This is a genomic window from Pseudomonas sp. LBUM1669 (genome assembly GCF_059695705.1).
Genome location: NZ_CP166784.1, coordinates 4,649,221 through 4,668,621, shown reverse-complemented (window position 1 = coordinate 4,668,621; position 19,401 = coordinate 4,649,221). Strand labels below are relative to the sequence as shown.

Genomic DNA, 19,401 nt, shown 5'->3' with positions numbered 1-19,401 from the left:
TCGGTACACACAGGTTTCGCGTCAGATCCCAACCCTGTGGGAGCGGGCTTGCTCGCGAATGCGGTGTGTCAGGCAATATCAATGTCGACTGACACTCCCTCATTCGCGAGCAAGCCCGCTCCCACAAGGCATTTTAGAGTGGCTCAGGTGCGGGGCAGGCGAATGACGGCGGTGAGACCGCCGCCGGGTGTTTCTTCCAGGCTCAGCTGCCCACCCAGCCGTTCCGACGCCTCGCGAGCGATGGTCATACCGAGCCCGACGCCGCCCGAATTGCGATTACGCGAACCTTCCAGACGAAAGAACGGCTCGAACACTGCTTCTCGTTTGTCCGCCGCAATGCCGGGGCCGCGGTCGATGACGCGGATCACCAATTGCTCACGGTTGTCTTCGAGGGTGATCCGCGCGTGCCCGGCATAGCGCAGGGCGTTGTCCAGCAGATTATTGATGCACGAGCGCAAAGCCATCGGCTGCACTAGCAGTGGCGCGCAGTGGCCGCGGGCCTGGACGTCGGCTCCCTGGTCCTGGGCGTTTTCGCTCAAGGATTCCACCAGCGCCTGCACGTCCATCCATTGCCCGGCTTCGCTGGTGCGCTGTTCGTGCAAATAGGTGAGGGTGGCATCGAGCATGCTGATCATGTCGTCCAAGTCCTGGCGCATCTGACCTTGCAGCTTGTCGTCCTCGATCTGCTCCAGCCGCAGCTTGAGGCGAGAGAGTGGCGTGCGTAGGTCGTGGGACACCGCGCCGAGCATCCGCGAGCGCTGCTGCAGCTGTTCGATAATGCGTTTCTGCATCAAATTGAAGGTGTAGGCCGCTTGCCGGGCTTCCCGTGGGCCGGATTCATCCAGCGGCGGGCTGTCGAGGTTTTCGCTCAAGCGTTCGGCGGCGTCGCTCAGCCGCTGGATTGGCCGGCTGAGCAGTTTGGCGCCGTACCAGGCGGCGATGATCAGCGAGACAAACTGGAACGTCAGCGGCACCAACGGGCCGCCAAACCATGGCCGCGGTGGCCGTCTTTCGAAGCGCGGGTCCATCGGTGGGCGCTGTCCGTCCATGCCTTCGGCAAACGCCGGCGGCGGAGGAGGCGGTGGTGGGCCGTAATGGTGAAACCAGGCAAATGCCAACAGGTGCGCCAGGATGATCGCCAGCAGCAGCACGCCAAACAGGCGGCCGAACAGCGTATCGAAGCGCGCCCGCATCAGCCAATGTCTCTTGCGTCGAATAGATAACCTTCACCGCGAACGGTTTTGATCAACTGCGGGGCTTTCGGGTCATCGCCGAGCTTCTGGCGCAGGCGCGAGACCAGCAGGTCGATGCTGCGATCAAACGCTTCGATCGAACGACCGCGGGCGGCGTCCAGCAGTTGTTCACGGCTGAGCACCCGGCGCGGACGCTCGATGAACACCCACAGTAGGCGGAATTCGGCGTTGGACAGCGGCACCACCAAACCATCGGCGGCGATCAATTGGCGTAGCACGCTGTTCAGGCGCCAGTTGTCGAAGCGAATATTCGCACGTTGTTCGGTGCGATCGTCGCGCACTCGACGCAGAATAGTCTGAATCCGTGCCACCAATTCTCGCGGTTCGAAGGGCTTGGCCATGTAGTCGTCGGCGCCCAGTTCCAGGCCGATGATCCGGTCGGTGGGTTCACATCGAGCGGTGAGCATCAGGATCGGAATGTCCGATTCGGCGCGCAGCCAGCGGCACAGGGACAAGCCATCTTCGCCGGGCAGCATCAGGTCGAGCACCACCACGTCGAAATGCTCCGCTTGCAACGCCAGGCGCATGGCCGCGCCATCGGTGACGCCGCTGGCGTGAATATTGAACCGGGCCAGGTAGTCGATCATCAGTTCGCGGATCGGGATGTCATCGTCGACGATCAGGGCGCGAATGCTCCAGCGTTTGTCGTCAGCGGGTGCTTTTTGATCGTCATTCAGAGGTGCTGGGGTGCTGTGCATGCGTGCGTTCATCTGCCAGGTAGGCTGCCAACCACAAAGATGGGCTGCGAGGTTGTGGTTCCAGCATAGGCGTCCGGCCCGGAGGCGGGAAGTGCTGTAAGGACGTGTTGCGGCTGCCGAGGGTAGCGAGGAAGGGTGTTGTGGGCGTGTCGTGTGTGTATCGAACTCGACACAATCGGCGCAGGGGCTAGTCTTGCTGGAGTCTTCGGGACGATTTACCGATCATCGGGTCCCGCAGTGGCGCTGGTTCCGCTACAATGCGCGCCGATTTCGTCCTGCCTGAGAGCCCGCACATGTCCGTCTGCCAGACTCCTATCATCGTCGCCCTGGATTTCCCCACCCGTGACGCCGCACTGAAGCTGGCCGACCAGTTGGACCCTAAGCTGTGCCGGGTCAAAGTCGGTAAGGAACTGTTCACCAGCTGCGCCTCGGAAATCGTCGGTACCTTGCGTGACAAGGGTTTCGAAGTGTTCCTGGACCTCAAGTTCCACGACATCCCGAACACCACCGCCATGGCGGTAAAAGCCGCGGCGGAAATGGGCGTGTGGATGGTCAACGTGCATTGCTCCGGCGGTCTGCGCATGATGGCCGCCTGCCGTGAAGTGCTCGATCAGCGTACCGGCCCCAAACCGCTGTTGATCGGCGTGACCGTGCTGACCAGCATGGAACGTGAAGATCTGGCGGGTATCGGCCTGGATATCGAGCCACAAGAGCAAGTTCTGCGTCTGGCCGCACTGGCGGAAAAAGCCGGGATGGACGGTCTGGTGTGCTCGGCCCTGGAAGCCCAGGCCCTGAAGTCGGCGCACCCGTCGCTGCAACTGGTGACCCCGGGGATTCGCCCGGCGGGCAGCGCCCAGGACGATCAGCGCCGTATCCTGACCCCGCGTCAGGCGCTGGATGCCGGTTCTGATTATCTGGTCATTGGTCGTCCGATCAGCCAGGCGGCGGATCCGGCGAAGGCGTTGGCCGCCGTAGTCGCCGAACTCGCCTGACCAAACGCTGAAGATCCAAATGTGGGAGCGGGCTTACTCGCGAAGGCGGTGTATCAGTCAATATCAATGTCGACTGACACTCCTCTTCGCGAGCAAGCCCGCTCCCACATTGGTTTGTTGCGCATTGAAATGTCGGGTTAAACCTTCAGAACCAACTTCCCGAAATTCTCGCCGCTGAACAGTTTCATCAGCGTCTCCGGGAAGGTCTCCAGCCCTTCAACAATATCTTCCTTGCTCTTGAGTTGCCCCTTGGTCATCCACCCAGCCATTTCCTGTCCGGCGGCGGCGAACTGCGCGGCGTAGTCCATCACCACGAAGCCTTCCATTCGCGCGCGATTGACCAGCAACGACAGGTAGTTGGCCGGGCCCTTGACCGCTTCCTTGTTGTTGTACTGGCTGATGGCACCACAAATCACCACCCGCGCTTTCATGGCGAGGCGACCCAGCACAGCGTCGAGGATATCGCCGCCGACGTTATCGAAATACACGTCCACACCTTTCGGACATTCACGCTTAAGGCCCGCATGCACGTCTTCGTTCTTGTAGTCGATGACGCCGTCAAACCCCAGTTCGTCGATCAGGAACTTGCACTTGTCCGCGCCGCCCGCGATGCCGATCACGCGGCAGCCTTTGATCTTGGCGATCTGCCCGGCAATGCTGCCCACCGCACCGGCCGCGCCGGACAGCACCACGGTGTCACCTTCCTTCGGTGCGCCGACATCGAGCAGTGCGAAGTAGGCGGTCATCCCGGTCATGCCCAGCGCGGACAGGTAACGGGGCAACGGTGCGAGTTTCGGATCGACCTTGTAGAAACCGCGTGGCTCGCCGAGGAAATAATCCTGCACGCCCAAGGCTCCGTTGACGTAGTCCCCGACCGCAAATCCAGGATTGTTCGAGGCAACGACTTTGCCTACACCCAATGCGCGCATGACTTCGCCGATACCGACCGGCGGAATGTAGGACTTGCCCTCGTTCATCCAGCCACGCATGGCCGGGTCCAGGGACAGGTATTCGTTTTTGACCAGGATCTGACCCGCAGCCGGTTCGCCGACTGGCACTTCCTGATAGGTAAAGGTCTCGCGGGTCGCCTCGCCCACCGGACGTTTGGCGAGCAGGAACTGGCGATTGGTCTGGGAAGTCATGACAGGCACTCAAGATGAATGAAGCTTTGTTGATAGCCCTTCATGATCGATGCCGCAAGTTTGGCTGATGCGGCGAATGCACGTCGATCCAGTACAGTGATAGTCAGGGCCGCAGTTCTATCACTGCAACTCATGGCCGCCCAACCGGGCTTCTGATAGTGCTGCCGTGCCACACGCCCCTGTGGCTAGACTGAGAACACGCGATCCCCCGCATTCTTCTCTTTGAGGGCATAACAATGAGCATGACGTTTTCCGGCCAGGTCGCTGTGGTGACTGGCGCTGCCAACGGTATTGGCCGCGCGACCGCCCAGGCATTCGCCGCTGAAGGGTTGAAAGTGGTGGTGGCCGACATGGACACGGCCGGGGGCGAAGGCACTGTGGCACTGATTCGTACAGCGGGCGGCGAAGCGACCTTCGTGCGTTGCAACGTCACGCTGGAAAGCGATGTAAAAAATCTGATGGACGAGGTGGTGAATACCTACGGCCGTCTGGATTACGCCTTCAACAACGCCGGCATCGAGATCGAGAAAGGCAAACTGGCGGAAGGCACGATCGACGAGTTCGACGCGATCATGGGCGTCAACGTCAAAGGCGTCTGGCTGTGCATGAAGTACCAGCTGCCATTGCTGCTGGCCCAGGGCGGCGGCGCGATCGTCAACACCGCTTCGGTCGCGGGCCTTGGTGCGGCGCCGAAGATGAGCATTTACGCGGCGTCGAAACATGCGGTCATCGGCCTGACCAAGTCGGCGGCGATCGAATACGCCAAGAAAAAGATTCGCGTGAACGCGGTGTGCCCGGCAGTGATCGACACCGACATGTTCCGTCGTGCCTATGAAGCGGACCCGAAGAAGGGCGAGTTCGCTAACGCTATGCACCCGGTCGGCCGCATCGGCAAGGTCGAGGAAATCGCCAGCGCCGTGCTGTATCTGTGCAGCGACGGCGCGGCGTTCACCACCGGTCACTCGCTGGCAGTGGACGGTGGTGTCACGGCGTTCTGACCCATCAAGACCTGCCCCGTAGGAAAAAGCCCGCATACGTGCGGGTTTTTTCATGGTGCTGTGGAAGAGGACGGACAATGTGTTTCAAATGGTTAGAACCGAGGGTTTTGGCGGCGTTGTCGCACATCCGATCCAGCGCAGCTGTGATTAACTGCTCCCCGCAAATGGACAGGAGTTTGCTTGCTCATGGAATTGAGAATCGATCGACAGGCATTGGTGCCGGTCGTACAGCAAATCGTCGATGCATTGGCCGTCTGGCTCCGTCAGAGTGAGGTGCTGCCAGGCACGCGTTTACCTTCTGCGCGGCACATCGCGCGGGTCAATCTGCTCAGTCAGTCCAGCGTTGTCGAAGCGTGTGAACGGCTGGTGACTCAAGGTGTGCTGGCGTCGCGTCATGGCGCCGGTTTCATTGTCGCCACGCCAACGCTGGTCGCCCAGGGGCAACAGGATTGCCACTGGTTCGAAGGGGTGGAACTGAAACAGGGCGGGTTCTCGGGCGAACTTAAGCTGGGTTGTGGCGGGTTGCCGGAGAGCTGGCGCGAAACTGACGACCTGAGCTACGCGATTCGTCAGGTCAGCCGTACCGACATGGCCGGGTTGTTCAACTACAGCACCTCCCGAGGCCTGCCTGCCTTGCGTCTGCAAATTCTCAAACGCCTTGGACAGCTCGGTATCGAGGTAGACGAAAATCGTATTCTGACCACCGCAGGTGCCAGTCAGGGGCTCGACCTGATCGTGCGCACCTTGCTCAAACCGGGTGATTGCGTGGTGGTGGAAAGTCCGGGGTATGCACTGTTGTTTGACCTGCTCAGGCTGCACGGCGTGACGATGGTCGAGGTGCCGCGCACCCCGCGCGGGCCCGACACGGCGCAACTGGAAGCACTCTTGGTAAAGCACGGCCCCCGCGCGCTATTCATCAACAGTTTCTACCACAACCCGACGGGCAGTTGCCTGACGCCCGCGGTGGCGCAGCAGGTTTTGCAATTGACCAAGACCCATGGCGTGTTGGTGATTGAAGATGACGTCTATGCGGATTTGCACTACGGTCCCGGCACGCGCCTTGCTGCGTTGGGGGTCGATGACAACGTGATCTATGTTGGCAGCTACTCGAAAACCCTCAGCAGTTCATTGCGGGTCGGCTTTGTCGTGGCCAGTGAAGGAGTCATATCGCGATTGGCCGAGGTCAAGATGATCAGCAGCATGGGCGCCTCCAGGTTCTGCGAGTCGGTGCTGACTTGCCTGTTGGCTAGCGGCGCGTACCGCAAACTGGTGCAGCGTCAGCGCCAGCGTTTGAACTCGGACAGAGAGGCGGCCTTGCAAGTGCTCGAAGACGCCGAGTGGGAGGTTTTCGGCAAGCCGGCTGGTGGCCTGTTCATCTGGGCGCGATCGCGGATGTCCGACTACGCTCAGGTGCGCACACAGGCCCGGCGCTTCGGTGTGCTGCTGTCTTCTGCCACGGCCTTCAGTCCTGGCGGCCATGCGAATGATTGGCTGCGCATCAACGTCGCTTATGCCTGCGATCCTCGTGCCCGGGCATTTTTTCAGGCAACCGCTGCGAATCGACCTAAAGCGTTCTGAAAACGACGTGGGCGTAGCTTTTTGCCATTATTCCGACGCCAGAGACTTGTGCTGGCGTATGCCCGTTGCGAATCTGCGTCAACAGACTATGTCAGGGGACTAAGTGCAATGATTTCGGCCGTGCAAGGACGTTTTGCCAACCTCGGTATGGCAAAAAAAATGGGTGTCGGGTTTGTCTTGGTGCTGCTGCTGACGGCCCTGGTGGCAGCCATCGGCGTTTGGTCCCTGCAAACCATCAGTCATCGCTTCGACGGGCTCAAGCAAATGTCGTTGCTCAACAGCGGTTTGCTCAAGGTGCGGTTGCTTGAACAGGAATACGCCTTGCGCGGCAACCCGAAAACCGCCGATGCCCTGCGCGAGGGTGTTGATGGCCTGATCGCTTTGGCGACGCAGCTCAAGGCTGCTTCAGCGGCCAACGTGCCAGTGATGAATGACGTCGAGCAGTCCCTGGGGGCTTATCGCAAGGCCTTCGATGAGTTCGTCTCGCTGAGTCAGGCCAAGGACCTGGCCCTGGAAATGGCCAGTTGGTCGGTGTCCAGCGTGGCCAATAACCTGGATGTCCTGCAAGCAGGGCTTGCCGACGATGGCGCCTATACCTTGAAGGAGTCCGAAGGCAAGGACGGCGGGCAGTTCATCGAGCAAGCCAATCAGGTCAGCGAGGTGTCGCGGTTGATGCTGCAGGCTATGAACGAAGCACGTGTGCGTCTGGACCAGAGCCGCAAGGGTGATGACAGCGCAGGCCAGGGCAAGATCGAGCAGGCCGATCAGGCGCAGGTTCAGGCCGAGCAGTTGAAAACCACGGTCAAGGATGAGGGCTATCAGACCGTCCTCAACGAAGTGGCAGGTCACATCACCAGTTTTAGCGAGAAATTGACGGAGTACACCGGTCTGTTGGCCCAGGAAAAAACCGTCTATCAGCAACTGCACCAGCGTGCTGCACAAGTGGTGGAACGGGTTGATCAGGCTTATGTCGCCGAAGACCAGTCGATGCAGGCAGAACTGAAAAAGAACTCGATGCTGATCATCGGCTCCTCGGCCTTGGCGTTGCTGGTCGGGTTGATCGCGGCGTGGGTCATTACCCGATTGATCGTGGCGCCGCTGCGCAGTGTGATTCGTGTCGCACAACAGATCGCTGCGGGTGATTTGAGCGCGACCGTTGAAGTGACGCGCCGTGACGAGATCGGCCAGTTGATGCAGGCCATGCAACAGATGGGGGCGGGGCTGAGCACCATCGTCAGTGGTTTGCAGGCCGGTATCGAGCAGTTGGCGAGTTCGGCGCAATCGCTGTCGGCGGTCACTGAGCAGACCAACCTGGAGGTCAGTAGCCAGAAGGAAGAAACCGAGCAGGTCGCCACGGCGATGAATCAGATGACGGCGACGGTGCACGATGTGGCGCGTAACGCGGAGGAAGCCGCTCAGGCTGCTCAAACGGCGGACGGTAAGGTGGAAAGTGGCCAGCAGGTGGTGCGTCAGAGCATGGCGCGGATCGAGCAGCTGGCGGACTCGGCGACGTCGGCCAGTTCGAGCATCGAAAGCCTGAGTGCGGAAATCCAGAACATCGGCACGGTGCTCAGTGTGATCAAGAGTGTCGCCGAGCAAACCAACCTGTTGGCGCTCAATGCGGCGATCGAGGCGGCACGGGCCGGCGAGCAGGGCAGGGGGTTCGCGGTCGTGGCGGATGAGGTTCGGGCATTGGCCAAGCGCACTCAGCAATCGACCGAGGAGATTGAGCGCCTGGTGAGCGCCTTGCGTTCGGCGGCGCAGTCGTCGGTGCAGCAGATTCAAAACAGTGGTGAGCTGGTGAAGCTGGCGGTGAGTGACGCGTTGCAGACTGAGAGTGCGCTGGGAAGTATTGCGGCGGCGGTGTCGTTGATTCAGCAGATGAACCAGCAGATTGCGGCGGCAGCCGAGGAGCAGAGTTCGGTGGCCGAGGAGATTAATCGCAGTGTGACGAGTATTCGGGCGAGTGCGGATCAGTCTTCGTTGGCGATGCGGGGGAATGCGGCTTCTAGTATTGAGCTGGCGCAATTGGGGGTTGAGTTGAAGGGGATGGTCGGGCACTTTCGGCTCTGATCTGTCTCCCGGTGTATGTGCACAGATCTAGTGTAGGAGCGAGGCTTGCCCGCGAAGGCGGCCTGATAGCCGACCTGTCTCTCTCAGGTGTACATATCCATTCCTGCGGTAACGGCGGCTGGCGGTTTCGCCCTTACGGCGACTCACTTTTTTTACAAACGCCTAAAAAAAGTAAGCAAAAAAAACGCTCGCCCCAAGCGTCCGGCCCCTCGCCTAGGCTCGGCGTTCCTTCGCTCCGGCATCCATCCGGGGACACTGCCCTCCGGTCTGCTTCGCGACGACCTACATGCAGCGTGTTCGACTGCGTCGAACGGCGCTACGCGCCACTCCCCGGATGAACACCTCCTCTCAGCCTCCCGAAGGGGCGGGTGGATCAAGATCAAGAGCTGCAGGCGAGCTAACGCTCGGCCTGATGAGTGGTGAGAAGCGGGTGTACGCTGGGCCCTTGTAGGAGCGAGGCTTGCCCGCGATGGCGGCCTGACAGCCGACCAGCATTTTGCTGATACACCCACTCCAATTGTGGGAGCTGGCCTGCCAGCGAAGGCGGCCTGACAGCTAACCAATCCTCCCCGGCAGTACTCACTCACCAAACCCGACCCAAAAAAAAAGCCACCTCGCGGTGGCTTCCTTGATTCTTCCGATCAGTCGTAGATCACTTTCTTCTTCCAGTCCGCATCCGCCTCGACGTCTTTGAGGCCTACGTTCAGTTGGTTCGCTTCGCTTTCAACCGCTGCGATTTTGTCCATCACCATGGCGTTGGCGCGAGCCAGGAGTTTTTCCAGGTATTCGAGCTGTTCGGCGTAGACCTGCGGTTCCTGTTGTTTGCGCAGGTATTGCACGCCGCGTTCGAAGGCGAGGCGGGCCTGGCCTGGCTGGTTTTGTTGCAGGCACTGCTGGCCGAGGTTGTTGAAAAACTCGATGTGCAGCAGGACCAGAATGTGGCGCACTTCGCGGATCCAGCGCTTGGCTTCGTTGGTCGGCAGGAAGCCGTCCTGTGCGGCGCGAGTGATTTGGCCGTGCAGGGCTTCGAGCAGGAAGCGCACGTCCTTGGCCTTGGCTTCGGTCTGGATCGGTGCCGGCGGGTTGTTGACCGGGATCGATTCGCCTTGCGCGGCCAGGGCTTCGAGTTCGGTAATCCGGGCCCTGAGGTTGGAACTGGTTTTTTCCAGGTTGAGCAAACGCCTGCAGACATTGAGTTCCAGGCGGGTCAGCAGCAGCTTGAGCCCGGGAGTCATCAGCTGGCCGGGGAAAGTCTCGGTGATTTCGCCGCAGCGACGCAGGCGGTCGTTGAGTTCAACCTTGGTACGGGCCTTTTCCAGCTTGTTGTTTTCCACCACATGGTTCATGTAGCCAATGGCGATCAATAGTGCGATCCCGGCTACGACTAGCAGGGTGATCATGAGTGGTGTCACCGGTAAGACCTCTTTATAGTGTTTGCGATCGAGTGTAGTGGCTTGGCATTTGGGCGCATAGGACCGCTCGACGAGTTGAATCGGTTGTGGCTATCTTTATATCGGCCGTGGTTCGACTTATATAAATGCTGGCAACCGTGGTTCAGATTGCCATCATCCTCAGCGGCGGACTATAACGTCTTGGTCGTTGCCAGAATATAGTCGCTAAAGGTCAGGAGGCGCAAAAGCCTGAATCGCTCCTGAAAGCGGGGCGAAGTCATTGATTTAAATAAATTTATATCTGGGGGTTGACGACCCCTCAATCCATCCATAGAATGCGCGCCACTTACAGCGTAAAGCACACAGCGAAACGCGGTAGGGAGTGAATGTTGTACGTGTGTCCCCTTCGTCTAGTGGCCTAGGACACCGCCCTTTCACGGCGGTAACAGGGGTTCGAGTCCCCTAGGGGACGCCAATGCGGGAATAGCTCAGTTGGTAGAGCACGACCTTGCCAAGGTCGGGGTCGCGAGTTCGAGTCTCGTTTCCCGCTCCAATTTTAAGCAGCGTTGCTTTCGGGCAGGGCTGAGTGAAACCAGAGCCGACATCTTCGGATGCGGATTTGGGCACTGAAATACACACCATGTGTTTCAGTTAGCGTGTCCCCTTCGTCTAGTGGCCTAGGACACCGCCCTTTCACGGCGGTAACAGGGGTTCGAGTCCCCTAGGGGACGCCATTTGCGGGAATAGCTCAGTTGGTAGAGCACGACCTTGCCAAGGTCGGGGTCGCGAGTTCGAGTCTCGTTTCCCGCTCCATATTCAACAAAAACGCCGCTCAGCAATGAGCGGCGTTTTTGTTTGTGTGTCATTTATAAAAAGGACCCGAAGGTCCTTTTTTTGTTGGTGCTGGCATCAAGACGATCAATGCGTCGGACCCGCCAGAACAGCGGGTCCGAAGGTGATCATAGTTTCGGCAACTGCCCGATCCGCCCCATCATTTCCGTCACGATCTGCAGGTCCAACAGGAACTGGTCGACCGTCTTGAACTCGTTGTCGGTGTGGCCGGTGTACTTGATCTCGGGCCTGGCCAGGCCGAATTGCACGCCGTTGGGCAGTTCATGGACCGAGGTAGCGCCCGCAGAGGTGCCGTACTTGTGCTCCATGCCCAGGTTTTCGCTGGCCACGGCGAGCAAGGCCTTGACCCATTCACCTTCAGGGTTGCGGTACATCGGCTCGGCGATCGAGTAGTCGAAGGTCACCGCAACGTGGGTTTTCTTGCTCCAGGCGCCAAGCTTGTCGGCGATTTCGGACTTGAGCGTTTCCGGTGACTTGCCTTTTGGTACCCGCAGGTTGACCGCGAGCTTGAAGGTTTTATCGTCCATCCCGACATAGGTCAGGGAAGCGGTCAGCGGTCCCATGAAGGCGTCGGAAAAACCAACCCCCAATTTGCCGCCGAGGTAATCCAGGCCCCAGTTGTCGGCAGCGTAACCGGCGGCGTCGGTGATGTGGTTGTGCTTGAGCGCAACCTTGCCGTCGAGGCTATTGATGAACCCCAGCATTCTCGATACCGGGTTGACGCCGGACTCGGGCTCGGAAGAGTGGGCGGAAACGCCAGTGAACGTCAATTTGACGTCCTTGCCATCAACCTTGGCGGTGACGTCGAAATTGCCACCATTGCTTTTGGCATAATCGGCGCCGGCCTTCTGCAGGCTGGCGGCCAACTCGGCAGGCTTCTCACTCAAAAGGGTGACGACCGATGTCGACGGGATCTGGTTGGTGGCCATGCCGCCAGTCATCGAGATGATCTCGGCGCCCTTGCCCTCAGCCTTGCGTTTGGCAAAGTTCGCCATCACGGTGCCGTATCCTTTCTCCGCAATCACTACCGGGTAGCCGCCATCCAGCGCCAGGTTGTAGTTAGGTGTCGGGTTGTGTTCGAAGTAATAAGGGATGGCGTCGCCGGTGGTTTCCTCGGTGGTGTCGACCAGCAGCTTGAAATTGCGCGCCAGCGGCAGTTTCTCCTCCTTGATGATCTTCATCGCATAAAGCGCTACCACGATACCGTTTTTGTCGTCCTCGGTCCCCCGGCCATACATGCGGTCGCCGATCAGGGTGACCTTGAACGGATCAAGTTTGGTGCCGTCTTTCAGGACCCAATTCTCCGGTGTTACGGGCACCACATCGGCGTGCGCATGAATGCCCACGACTTCATCGCTGCTGCCCTCAAGGGAGATTTCATAGACGCGGTTGTCGATGTTGCGGAAATTCAGGTTGAACGCTTGGGCCAGGCCCTTGATCTTCTCGGCGATCTTGATGAATTCGGGATTGTCATGCTGGTCAACGCCCTCGACGCGGAAGGTCGGGATGGCCACCAGCTCGCGCAGGGTCTCGGTGGCAGCGGCACCATATTTCACTCGCGCGTAGAGGCCAAGCAGGCGATGGATTTCGTTCTGCTGTTCTGCAGAAAGAGTCTTGTTATCGAGGAAGGCAGCGATGGCCGGGCCGAGATTGTCGGTTTTGCCGAGATCGCTCTTGGCCAGACCTCCCAGGAATTGCCTGAAATCCGTTACCGATGCATCGCTGAAGGTCTTGAGGATCGCCGCACTCTGTTGCGGGCTGATATTGGCCTGCGCTGTCAGGGTGAACGACGAAAGGCTGGCCAGTATCAGGGTTGACGCAGCCAGGTGCTTGAGTGAGAAATTCATTGCTGAGGGCATTCCTTTGCAAGCAGTTTGTGAGAAGTTTCTGATCGATGAGACTGAAACGTTTCCAAATTAACACCACGAGTGAGCGATAGGGGCATCCCTTATGTGGGATTTGTCGCACAGAAACGCAAAAGGCCCGCCAGTCAGACGGCGCGGGCCTTTTTCGTTTCAGACGCTATTACATCGAGAGAATCAAACGCCCGGCGAACAGGATCAGAATCACCCCCATGGTGCGTTCAAACCAATGCCCCATGCGGATAAACAGCAATCGTACCCGGGCGCTGGAGAAGAACAGTGCGACGATCACGAACCACAGCGCGTTCACAAAACACATCCATACCCCATACAGCGCCTGGACCTTCAAGGGCGTCGTGGCGCTGATGAGCGTGGTGAAAATTGCCAGAAAAAACAGCGTCGCCTTGGGGTTGGTCGCGTTGGTGAGAAAACCGGTGGTGAACGCCTTCAGTAGCGTTTGCTCGACCACCGGCTCTTCGGCGACTTTGTCACCCTCAAGCGCGGACTTGGGTTTACTGCGCAGCAGACTGACACCGAGGTACAAAATGTAAGCGCCGCCCACCACCTTGGCCACCGTCAATAACCAGGGTGTCGTGTGCATCAATGCGCCGACCCCTAGCAGGGTATAAAGCACGTGCACGGAAATCCCCGCACCGATGCCCAGTGCCGTGCAGATCCCGACCAACCGGCCGAAACGCACACTTTGACGGATGGTGACAGCGAAGTCCGGTCCAGGTGCGACCACCGCCAGAAAGTGAATGGTCGCCAGCGCCAGGAACTCGCCCAGGTAATTCGAAAGCATTTCAACTCCAGAAAGTAAGGGGTGAAGCATTGCCGCGATAGCCGACAAAGAACGAAAGGCTCAATCGCGGATCCGCCACACCCGGTGTCACCGAGTGCATGCAGCGCGAATTGAACATAATGAAATCACCCGGCTCAGGACGAATCTCTAGGGTCGGCGTGCCGAGCAGGGCCGGGTCGATGCCGTAGTTGTCGCCACGCATCTCGTCGAATTGATCCGGAGAAATATCGTGGTCCCACATCTGCAAGGCGCCACCCTCGGTGGGCATGTTCAGGTAAACGTTGCAGGCGAACTGCGCTTCCAGGCTTCTGGCTTGGTAACTGTCCGGGGCATCCTTGGCGAAAATGTCGTGATGGGCCAGGAAGCACACCCCTGGTTTCACCACGCGGGACAGCCCGACATACATCTTGCGGCCGTAGAGATTTTCCAGATGCGCACCCGCCGGCCAGGACTCATCAAGCATGCAGCGCAGGGTGTCGACCGGGGACGAGTAGGGCGCGCAACGTTTGCGCAGTTCCGCGATGTTGCGCGAGGCATGCTCGAAATAATCTTCGATCAGCAGCGGCTGGTTTTCCGCCTCATAAAACGCCATGCCGATGCGACCGATGCTCGGCGCATTGATATAGCCTTCGAAACCCGGGGCGAGGATCTTGTCGCCAATCTGAATCGCCAGCGGCTCGGGCAACAGGCCTTTGACGCGGATGGCGAGGACTTCTTCGTTGGCCAGTTTCTTTATGCACGTCTCATCGAGACGCTCGACGTCAAGCATCATGTCTTAGGTCCATCTATCAGATAGTCAACAGAACCCGCGAAAGCGGGCTCCCCCGGGCGTCAGGCGATGCCGGGGACGGCATCGCCCGAAAGCTCAATCCACGCTGTAGTGGACTGACAGCATTCCCTTTTTCAGTGATAGGGAAGCGATCGTGACCGTGCCCAAATCCTTCAGGCTACGTACATGGGTGCCGCCGCAGCCGTAGGCGGGCAGCTCACCGAAACCAATTTCCCGGGCGCCTTCGCGCATCGACGTCAGGCGTGGCAGGTCATGGGCGACCCATTGCTCGATGCCGTGCTGAATCATCTCGGCATCTACCTCTTTTGCCGACTCTGTCGGTTTGAATTGCACGCGTCCTTCGCCTGGCCAGTGATGAGCCTTGATCGGCATCCAGCCCAGCGCCTGGACAAAGTGGCCGATGAGGTGGCCGGCCGAATGCATGCGCGAATTGAAGTGGCGGCGTTGCTCGTCAATCCGGATCTGGGTCATACCGAGTTTTACCGGCTGGTCGACAAAATGAATGATTCGGTCCGGTTCCTGGACCACGCGCAGAACCTGGCTTTCGCCGATCCAGCCGGTATCGAAAGGCTGACCGCCACCTTGGGGGTGAAACAAGGTGGCGCGCAGTACCACTGCAAATTCGTTCTCCTGGGGCGTGCATTCCAGGACTTCCACGTTGGCCTTGAGGTCATCACTATGGAAAAAGAGGCGAAGCGTCATATTCCATGTCCTCATTAAAGTTTCTATTTTTATTATATGAATCGTGGAATTGCGTGATAATCCGTTCAAACATCAAAGGACTGTTGCGCTGTGAGCATAAATCTTCCGCTGCCACTGCTGGGCGAAATGGCGATTTTCGTCAAGGTTGTCGAGACCGGCAGCTTTTCCGAGGCGGCTCGTCAATTGGGGTCTTCACCCTCGGCGGTGAGCCGCAGCATCTCGCGTCTGGAAAAAGCGTTGGCCACGCGTCTGCTGCAGCGAACCACGCGCAAGCTGCGCTTGAGCGACGGTGGCGAAGAGGTGTTCAAGCGGTGCCAGGAAATGGTCAGTGCGGCCAAGTCCGTGATGGAAATCAGCGGGCAGTTCACCCATGAAGCGGAAGGGCTGGTGCGGGTCAGCGTGCCCAAGGCGGTCGGTCGATTTGTCATTCACCCGCATATGCCGGAATTTTTGCGACGTTATCCAAAAGTGGATGTGGAGCTGTTGCTCGAAGATCGGCAGGTGGATCTGATCGACGACAACGTTGATCTGGCGATTCGGATTACCGACCGACCACCGGCGGGTTTGGTCGGACGGCAGTTGCTGACCATCGACCATTTGCTCTGCGCAACACCGCAGTACCTGGCCGAACATGGCACGCCGACGCATCCCCATGACTTGCTCAACCACAGTTGCATCTACTTGGGTGAAACGCCGAGCGATGCGCGCTGGAAATTCAAGAAAGGCACCAAGGCTGTGACGGTCGGTGTACGCGGCCGGTATGCGGCGAATCACACGGGCGTTCGACTGGGTGCTGTGTTGCAGCACATCGGGATTGGCAGTCTGCCGTATTTCACCGCGCGTTATGCACTGGAGCAGGGGTTGATCGTGCAAGTGCTGCCGGACTGGACCTTCCTCGCGTCTTACCATGGCGGGGCCTGGTTGCTGCATTCGCCGACGCGCTATTTGCCACCGAAATTGCGGGTGTTTATTGATTATCTGGTGGAGTGTCTGGAGAAGGAACCGACCCTGAGCAAGCCGGGGAAGGCGGGGAAGGTCGCGGCGGAGTATGAGTTGCCCGAGAGTGATGGGTTGCTTTGACGAACGCTGCATCTCCCGGCAACAAAAAGGCCCGCATGTTCAACCATGCGGGCCTTTTGCATTTCTGATCGGAGATCAGTGCTTGCTGTCGTCGTTCGACATCGCCAGCAGCTGTTTTTCCTGATTCCAGTCGAACGGTTCGTCGTTCTGTTCGGCTTCGAAACGACGCTCTTCCAGTGCCTGGTACAAATCGATTTCATCATCGGGCATGTAATGCAGGCAGTCACCGGCGAAGTACCACAGCAGGTCGCGTGGGACCAAGTGGGCGATTTGCGGGTAGCGGGTGATCACCTGGCACAGAATGTCCTGGCCCAGGTATTGGCTTTCGATCGGGTCGACCGGCAGCAACGCACGCAGTTCGTCGAAGCGCTCCAGGAACAAGGCATGGCTTTCTTCGGGAACCTGTTCGGCCTCACCTACGGCGACCAGGATGCTGCGCAGGTGGTCGAGCAAGACAAGATGATCGGCAACGACATTGGACACGAGATAAGTCCTCAAGAGCAAAACGGGCGCAGGAGTATAAAGCCCCCACGCCCCTTTTTACAGGATCAGCGGACCTTTCCGTCGGCCAGCGCCAACTCTTCTTTGTCGAAATCATCGACGTCGATCACCTTGCGCCGCGCCGTTTCGGCTTCACGCAAGGTCTGCGCTTCCACCGGCTGCAGCACCCCGGCCTCCAGCGCGGCGTCGATGACGTGTTCGCCGGCAGCCGGTTTGACCTGACCGCTTTTGAGCGCCACGTGCAGCTTTTTCTGCAACGGCTGCGCTGCGTTCAACAGGTTGCAGGCATGTTGCAGGGCCCCGACCGCGTCGTCCGCCGATTGCGGACGGTAGCAACCGCCAAGCAATTCTTCGAGGGTCGGATCGCCCTTGGCGCGGCCAATCACCGCGGCGACTTCGGCGCCGAGTTTGTCCGATGGGCCTTTGTGACGACGGCCGAACGGGAACACGATCAACCGCAACAGGCAACCCAGCACCTTGTTCGGGAAGTTGCTGAGCAACTCATCCAGCGCACGTTCCGACTGGCCAAGGCTTTCTTCCATGGCCCAGGTAAACAGTGGCGCCATGTGTTCCGGCGAATCGAGGTCGTGGTAACGCTTGAGCGCGGCGGAGGCGAGGTACATGTTGCTCAGCACATCCCCAAGACGCGCCGACAGGCGTTCGCGACGTTTCAGTTCACCGCCCAGCAGCATCATGCTGAGGTCGGCGAGCATGGCGAACGCTGCCGCCTGTCGATTGAGCGCGCGGAAGTAACCCTGACTGAGCTTGTCACCCGGCGAATGTTCCAGGTGCCCGAAACCGAGGTTCAACACCAGCGTGCTGGCGGCGTTGCTCACGGCGAAACCGATGTGCTTGAGCAGCAGGCCATCGAATTCGGTGAGTGCCTGATCCTTGTCTTCACGGCCGGCGAGAGCCATTTCTTTCAGTACGAACGGATGGCAGCGAATGGCGCCCTGCCCGAAGATCATCAGGTTGCGCGAGAGGATGTTCGCGCCTTCCACGGTGATGAAGATGGGCGCGCCATTCCAGCTGCGACCGAGGTAGTTGTTCGGCCCCATGATGATCGCCTTGCCGCCGTGAACATCCATGGCGTGGCTGATGCACTCGCGGCCGCGTTCGGTGAGGTGGTACTTGAGAATCGCCGACAGCACCGACGGTTTCTCGCCCAGGTCCACCGCGTTGGCGGTCAGCATTCGGGCAGCGTCCATCATCCAGGCGTTGCCGCCGATGCGGGCCATGGCTTCCTGAATACCTTCGAACGCCGACAGTGGAACGTTGAATTGCTCGCGAACCTGCGCGTACTGACCGGTAACCAGGCTGGTGAACTTGGCCGCGCCGGTGCCGACTGCCGGCAGGGAAATCGAACGCCCGACCGACAGGCAGTTCATCAGCATCATCCAGCCTTTGCCGAGCATTTCCTGGCCGCCGATGAGGAAGTCCAGCGGCACGAAGACGTCCTTGCCGGAGTTCGGGCCATTCATGAAGGCGGCACCCAGCGGCAGGTGACGGCGGCCGATTTCAACACCGGCCGTATCGGTCGGGATCAGCGCCAGGCTGATGCCCAGGTCTTCCTTGTCACCCAGCAAATGGTCCGGGTCATAGGCCTTGAAGGCCAGGCCGAGGAGGGTGGCCACCGGGCCCAGTGTGATGTAACGCTTTTCCCAGTTGAGGCGCAGGCCGAGGGTTTCCTTGCCTTCCCACTCACCTTTGCAGATGACCCCGGTGTCGGGCATGGCACCGGCGTCGGAGCCTGCCAGTGGGCCGGTCAGTGCGAAGCACGGGATGTCGTCACCCCGGGCCAGCCGTGGCAAGTAATGGTTGCGTTGTTCGTCGGTGCCGTAATGCAGCAGCAGTTCGGCCGGGCCCAGCGAGTTGGGGACCATCACGGTGGACGCGAGGTCGCCACTGCGGGTCGCCAGTTTCATCGCCACCTGCGAATGGGCATAGGCCGAGAAACCCTTGCCGCCAAATTCCTTGGGAATGATCAGCGCGAAGAAGCCGTTTTCCTTGATGTGGGTCCAGGCTTCGGGAGGCAGGTCCATGTCTTGCCCGATCTGCCAGTCGGTGACCATGGCGCAGAGTTCTTCGGTCGGACCGTCGATAAAGGCCTGTTCCTCTTCACTCAGATGCGCTTTTGGATAGGAAAGCAGCTTGTTCCAGTCCGGGCGACCGCTGAACAGTTCGCCGTCCCACCACACGGTCCCGGCGTCGATCGCATCGCGTTCGGTTTGCGACATCGGCGGGAGGGTTTTCTGGAACCAGCTGAACAGCGGCGCGCTGAAGAATTTACGACGCAGGTCGGGCAGCAATAACGGCGCCGCTACTGCGGCGATCAACACCCAGAAAATCAGCAGCAGCCAGCCTGGTGCGCGGCTGAAGGCACCCATCGCGACAATATAGACGGCGACGATGCACAGGGCAGGCAGGGGGGCGACGCGACGGTGGGCTAAATAAGCTATCCCGACAACCAGAACCAGTATCCACAACAGCAGCATATTTAATCCTCCGTGAACCAGGGCAAAACCAACCTTCAGAGCTTAGACGGCATCCGCAAAACAGGGTGGTCGGAGCGAGGTGATTGAATTCGTGGGAAACCATCGATGAGTTTTGTAGGTTGGGTTGGCAACAGGCCCGAGAAATCGTTCGTTTCCTGCGCAGCTATGCGCCCATGTTTGGCCGATACGTCG

Annotated in this window: 15 protein-coding genes, 4 tRNA genes and 1 pseudogene; 10 read left to right on the top strand and 10 right to left on the bottom strand. The window is 59.4% G+C overall.

Annotated elements, in window-relative coordinates:
- Positions 1-143 precede the first annotated feature (143 nt).
- Both ACA051_RS21630 and ACA051_RS21625 read right to left on the bottom strand, forming a co-directional pair.
- A complete protein-coding gene (locus ACA051_RS21630; RefSeq protein WP_497371852.1) occupies positions 144-1,193 on the bottom strand; it encodes a sensor histidine kinase in 1,050 nt (349 codons plus the stop codon).
- On the bottom strand, positions 1,193-1,951 hold the full coding sequence (locus ACA051_RS21625; protein WP_497295406.1) for a response regulator: 759 nt from the start codon (positions 1,949-1,951) through the stop codon (positions 1,193-1,195). The genes ACA051_RS21630 and ACA051_RS21625 overlap by 1 nt, the downstream gene beginning before the upstream one ends.
- A gap of 293 nt (positions 1,952-2,244) precedes the next feature.
- Between ACA051_RS21625 and pyrF the strand changes: the two genes are divergently transcribed.
- Positions 2,245-2,943 carry an orotidine-5'-phosphate decarboxylase gene (pyrF, locus tag ACA051_RS21620; protein ID WP_027924005.1) on the top strand — a complete coding sequence of 233 codons (699 nt, stop codon included), beginning with the start codon at positions 2,245-2,247 and terminating at the stop codon, positions 2,941-2,943.
- 137 nt (positions 2,944-3,080) lie between these two features.
- Here the strand turns inward: pyrF and ACA051_RS21615 are convergent, their stop codons facing one another.
- Positions 3,081-4,085, bottom strand: a complete 1,005-nt coding sequence (locus tag ACA051_RS21615; RefSeq protein ID WP_497371850.1) for an NADP-dependent oxidoreductase — start codon at positions 4,083-4,085, stop codon at positions 3,081-3,083.
- Positions 4,086-4,321: 236 nt separating this feature from the next.
- Here ACA051_RS21615 and ACA051_RS21610 point away from each other — a divergent pair, with 236 nt between their 5' ends.
- The 4 genes and pseudogenes from ACA051_RS21610 to ACA051_RS21595 all read left to right on the top strand — a co-directional run bounded on the left by ACA051_RS21610 (position 4,322) and on the right by ACA051_RS21595 (position 8,734).
- The gene (locus ACA051_RS21610; protein ID WP_461991780.1) at positions 4,322-5,083 is read left to right on the top strand and encodes an SDR family oxidoreductase; all 762 of its coding nucleotides are present in this window, start codon (positions 4,322-4,324) and stop codon (positions 5,081-5,083) included.
- 186 nt (positions 5,084-5,269) lie between these two features.
- The gene (locus ACA051_RS21605; RefSeq protein ID WP_497371848.1) at positions 5,270-6,661 is read left to right on the top strand and encodes an aminotransferase-like domain-containing protein; all 1,392 of its coding nucleotides are present in this window, start codon (positions 5,270-5,272) and stop codon (positions 6,659-6,661) included.
- Positions 6,662-6,769: 108 nt separating this feature from the next.
- Positions 6,770-7,825: pseudogene (locus tag ACA051_RS21600) on the top strand (HAMP domain-containing protein); the annotation flags it as partial.
- A gap of 27 nt (positions 7,826-7,852) precedes the next feature.
- Positions 7,853-8,734 carry a methyl-accepting chemotaxis protein gene (locus tag ACA051_RS21595; RefSeq protein WP_370655173.1) on the top strand — a complete coding sequence of 294 codons (882 nt, stop codon included), beginning with the start codon at positions 7,853-7,855 and terminating at the stop codon, positions 8,732-8,734.
- Between the two features lie 641 nt (positions 8,735-9,375).
- Here the strand turns inward: ACA051_RS21595 and ACA051_RS21590 are convergent.
- The gene (locus ACA051_RS21590) at positions 9,376-10,146 is read right to left on the bottom strand and encodes a hypothetical protein (RefSeq protein WP_497304592.1); all 771 of its coding nucleotides are present in this window, start codon (positions 10,144-10,146) and stop codon (positions 9,376-9,378) included.
- Positions 10,147-10,524: 378 nt separating this feature from the next.
- Between ACA051_RS21590 and ACA051_RS21585 the strand changes: the two genes are divergently transcribed.
- The 4 genes from ACA051_RS21585 to ACA051_RS21570 all read left to right on the top strand — a co-directional run bounded on the left by ACA051_RS21585 (position 10,525) and on the right by ACA051_RS21570 (position 10,938).
- Positions 10,525-10,600 (top strand) — tRNA-Glu (locus ACA051_RS21585).
- Positions 10,601-10,602: 2 nt separating this feature from the next.
- A tRNA-Gly gene (locus ACA051_RS21580) sits at positions 10,603-10,678 on the top strand.
- Positions 10,679-10,783: 105 nt separating this feature from the next.
- Positions 10,784-10,859 (top strand) — tRNA-Glu (locus ACA051_RS21575).
- 3 nt (positions 10,860-10,862) lie between these two features.
- Positions 10,863-10,938 (top strand) — tRNA-Gly (locus ACA051_RS21570).
- 146 nt (positions 10,939-11,084) lie between these two features.
- Here the strand turns inward: ACA051_RS21570 and ACA051_RS21565 are convergent.
- From ACA051_RS21565 to ACA051_RS21550, 4 genes are all read right to left on the bottom strand, one after another.
- Positions 11,085-12,824: a dipeptidase gene (locus ACA051_RS21565; RefSeq protein WP_497371846.1), complete on the bottom strand. Its 1,740-nt coding sequence runs from the start codon at positions 12,822-12,824 to the stop codon at positions 11,085-11,087.
- Positions 12,825-13,002: 178 nt separating this feature from the next.
- Positions 13,003-13,641, bottom strand: a complete 639-nt coding sequence (locus ACA051_RS21560; RefSeq protein ID WP_497371844.1) for a LysE family translocator — start codon at positions 13,639-13,641, stop codon at positions 13,003-13,005.
- Position 13,642: 1 nt separating this feature from the next.
- Positions 13,643-14,413: a 2OG-Fe(II) oxygenase gene (locus ACA051_RS21555; RefSeq protein ID WP_497304587.1), complete on the bottom strand. Its 771-nt coding sequence runs from the start codon at positions 14,411-14,413 to the stop codon at positions 13,643-13,645.
- A 93-nt stretch (positions 14,414-14,506) separates the two neighbouring features.
- Positions 14,507-15,133, bottom strand: a complete 627-nt coding sequence (locus ACA051_RS21550; protein ID WP_497371842.1) for an alanyl-tRNA editing protein — start codon at positions 15,131-15,133, stop codon at positions 14,507-14,509.
- Between the two features lie 90 nt (positions 15,134-15,223).
- Here ACA051_RS21550 and ACA051_RS21545 point away from each other — a divergent pair, with 90 nt between their 5' ends.
- Entirely contained in the window at positions 15,224-16,213 is a 990-nt protein-coding gene (locus ACA051_RS21545; RefSeq protein ID WP_497304583.1) for a LysR family transcriptional regulator, read from the top strand.
- A 75-nt stretch (positions 16,214-16,288) separates the two neighbouring features.
- Here the strand turns inward: ACA051_RS21545 and ACA051_RS21540 are convergent, their stop codons facing one another.
- Positions 16,289-16,696, bottom strand: a complete 408-nt coding sequence (locus tag ACA051_RS21540) for a PA2817 family protein (protein ID WP_027924016.1) — start codon at positions 16,694-16,696, stop codon at positions 16,289-16,291.
- A gap of 65 nt (positions 16,697-16,761) precedes the next feature.
- A complete protein-coding gene (locus ACA051_RS21535; protein WP_497371840.1) occupies positions 16,762-19,209 on the bottom strand; it encodes an acyl-CoA dehydrogenase in 2,448 nt (815 codons plus the stop codon).
- Positions 19,210-19,401: the final 192 nt, after the last annotated feature.

Excerpts from the sequence above, each read along its gene's own strand:
- ACA051_RS21630 (WP_497371852.1), bottom strand. The coding sequence starts at position 1,193 with ATGCGGGCGCGCTTCGATACGCTGTTCGGCCGCCTGTTTGGCGTGCTG.
- ACA051_RS21625 (WP_497295406.1), bottom strand. The coding sequence starts at position 1,951 with ATGCACAGCACCCCAGCACCTCTGAATGACGATCAAAAAGCACCCGCT.
- pyrF (WP_027924005.1), top strand. The coding sequence starts at position 2,245 with ATGTCCGTCTGCCAGACTCCTATCATCGTCGCCCTGGATTTCCCCACC.
- ACA051_RS21615 (WP_497371850.1), bottom strand. The coding sequence starts at position 4,085 with ATGACTTCCCAGACCAATCGCCAGTTCCTGCTCGCCAAACGTCCGGTG.
- ACA051_RS21610 (WP_461991780.1), top strand. The coding sequence starts at position 4,322 with ATGAGCATGACGTTTTCCGGCCAGGTCGCTGTGGTGACTGGCGCTGCC.
- ACA051_RS21605 (WP_497371848.1), top strand. The coding sequence starts at position 5,270 with ATGGAATTGAGAATCGATCGACAGGCATTGGTGCCGGTCGTACAGCAA.
- ACA051_RS21595 (WP_370655173.1), top strand. The coding sequence starts at position 7,853 with ATGCAGGCCATGCAACAGATGGGGGCGGGGCTGAGCACCATCGTCAGT.
- ACA051_RS21565 (WP_497371846.1), bottom strand. The coding sequence starts at position 12,824 with ATGAATTTCTCACTCAAGCACCTGGCTGCGTCAACCCTGATACTGGCC.
- ACA051_RS21560 (WP_497371844.1), bottom strand. The coding sequence starts at position 13,641 with ATGCTTTCGAATTACCTGGGCGAGTTCCTGGCGCTGGCGACCATTCAC.
- ACA051_RS21555 (WP_497304587.1), bottom strand. The coding sequence starts at position 14,413 with ATGATGCTTGACGTCGAGCGTCTCGATGAGACGTGCATAAAGAAACTG.
- ACA051_RS21550 (WP_497371842.1), bottom strand. The coding sequence starts at position 15,133 with ATGACGCTTCGCCTCTTTTTCCATAGTGATGACCTCAAGGCCAACGTG.
- ACA051_RS21535 (WP_497371840.1), bottom strand. The coding sequence starts at position 19,209 with ATGCTGCTGTTGTGGATACTGGTTCTGGTTGTCGGGATAGCTTATTTA.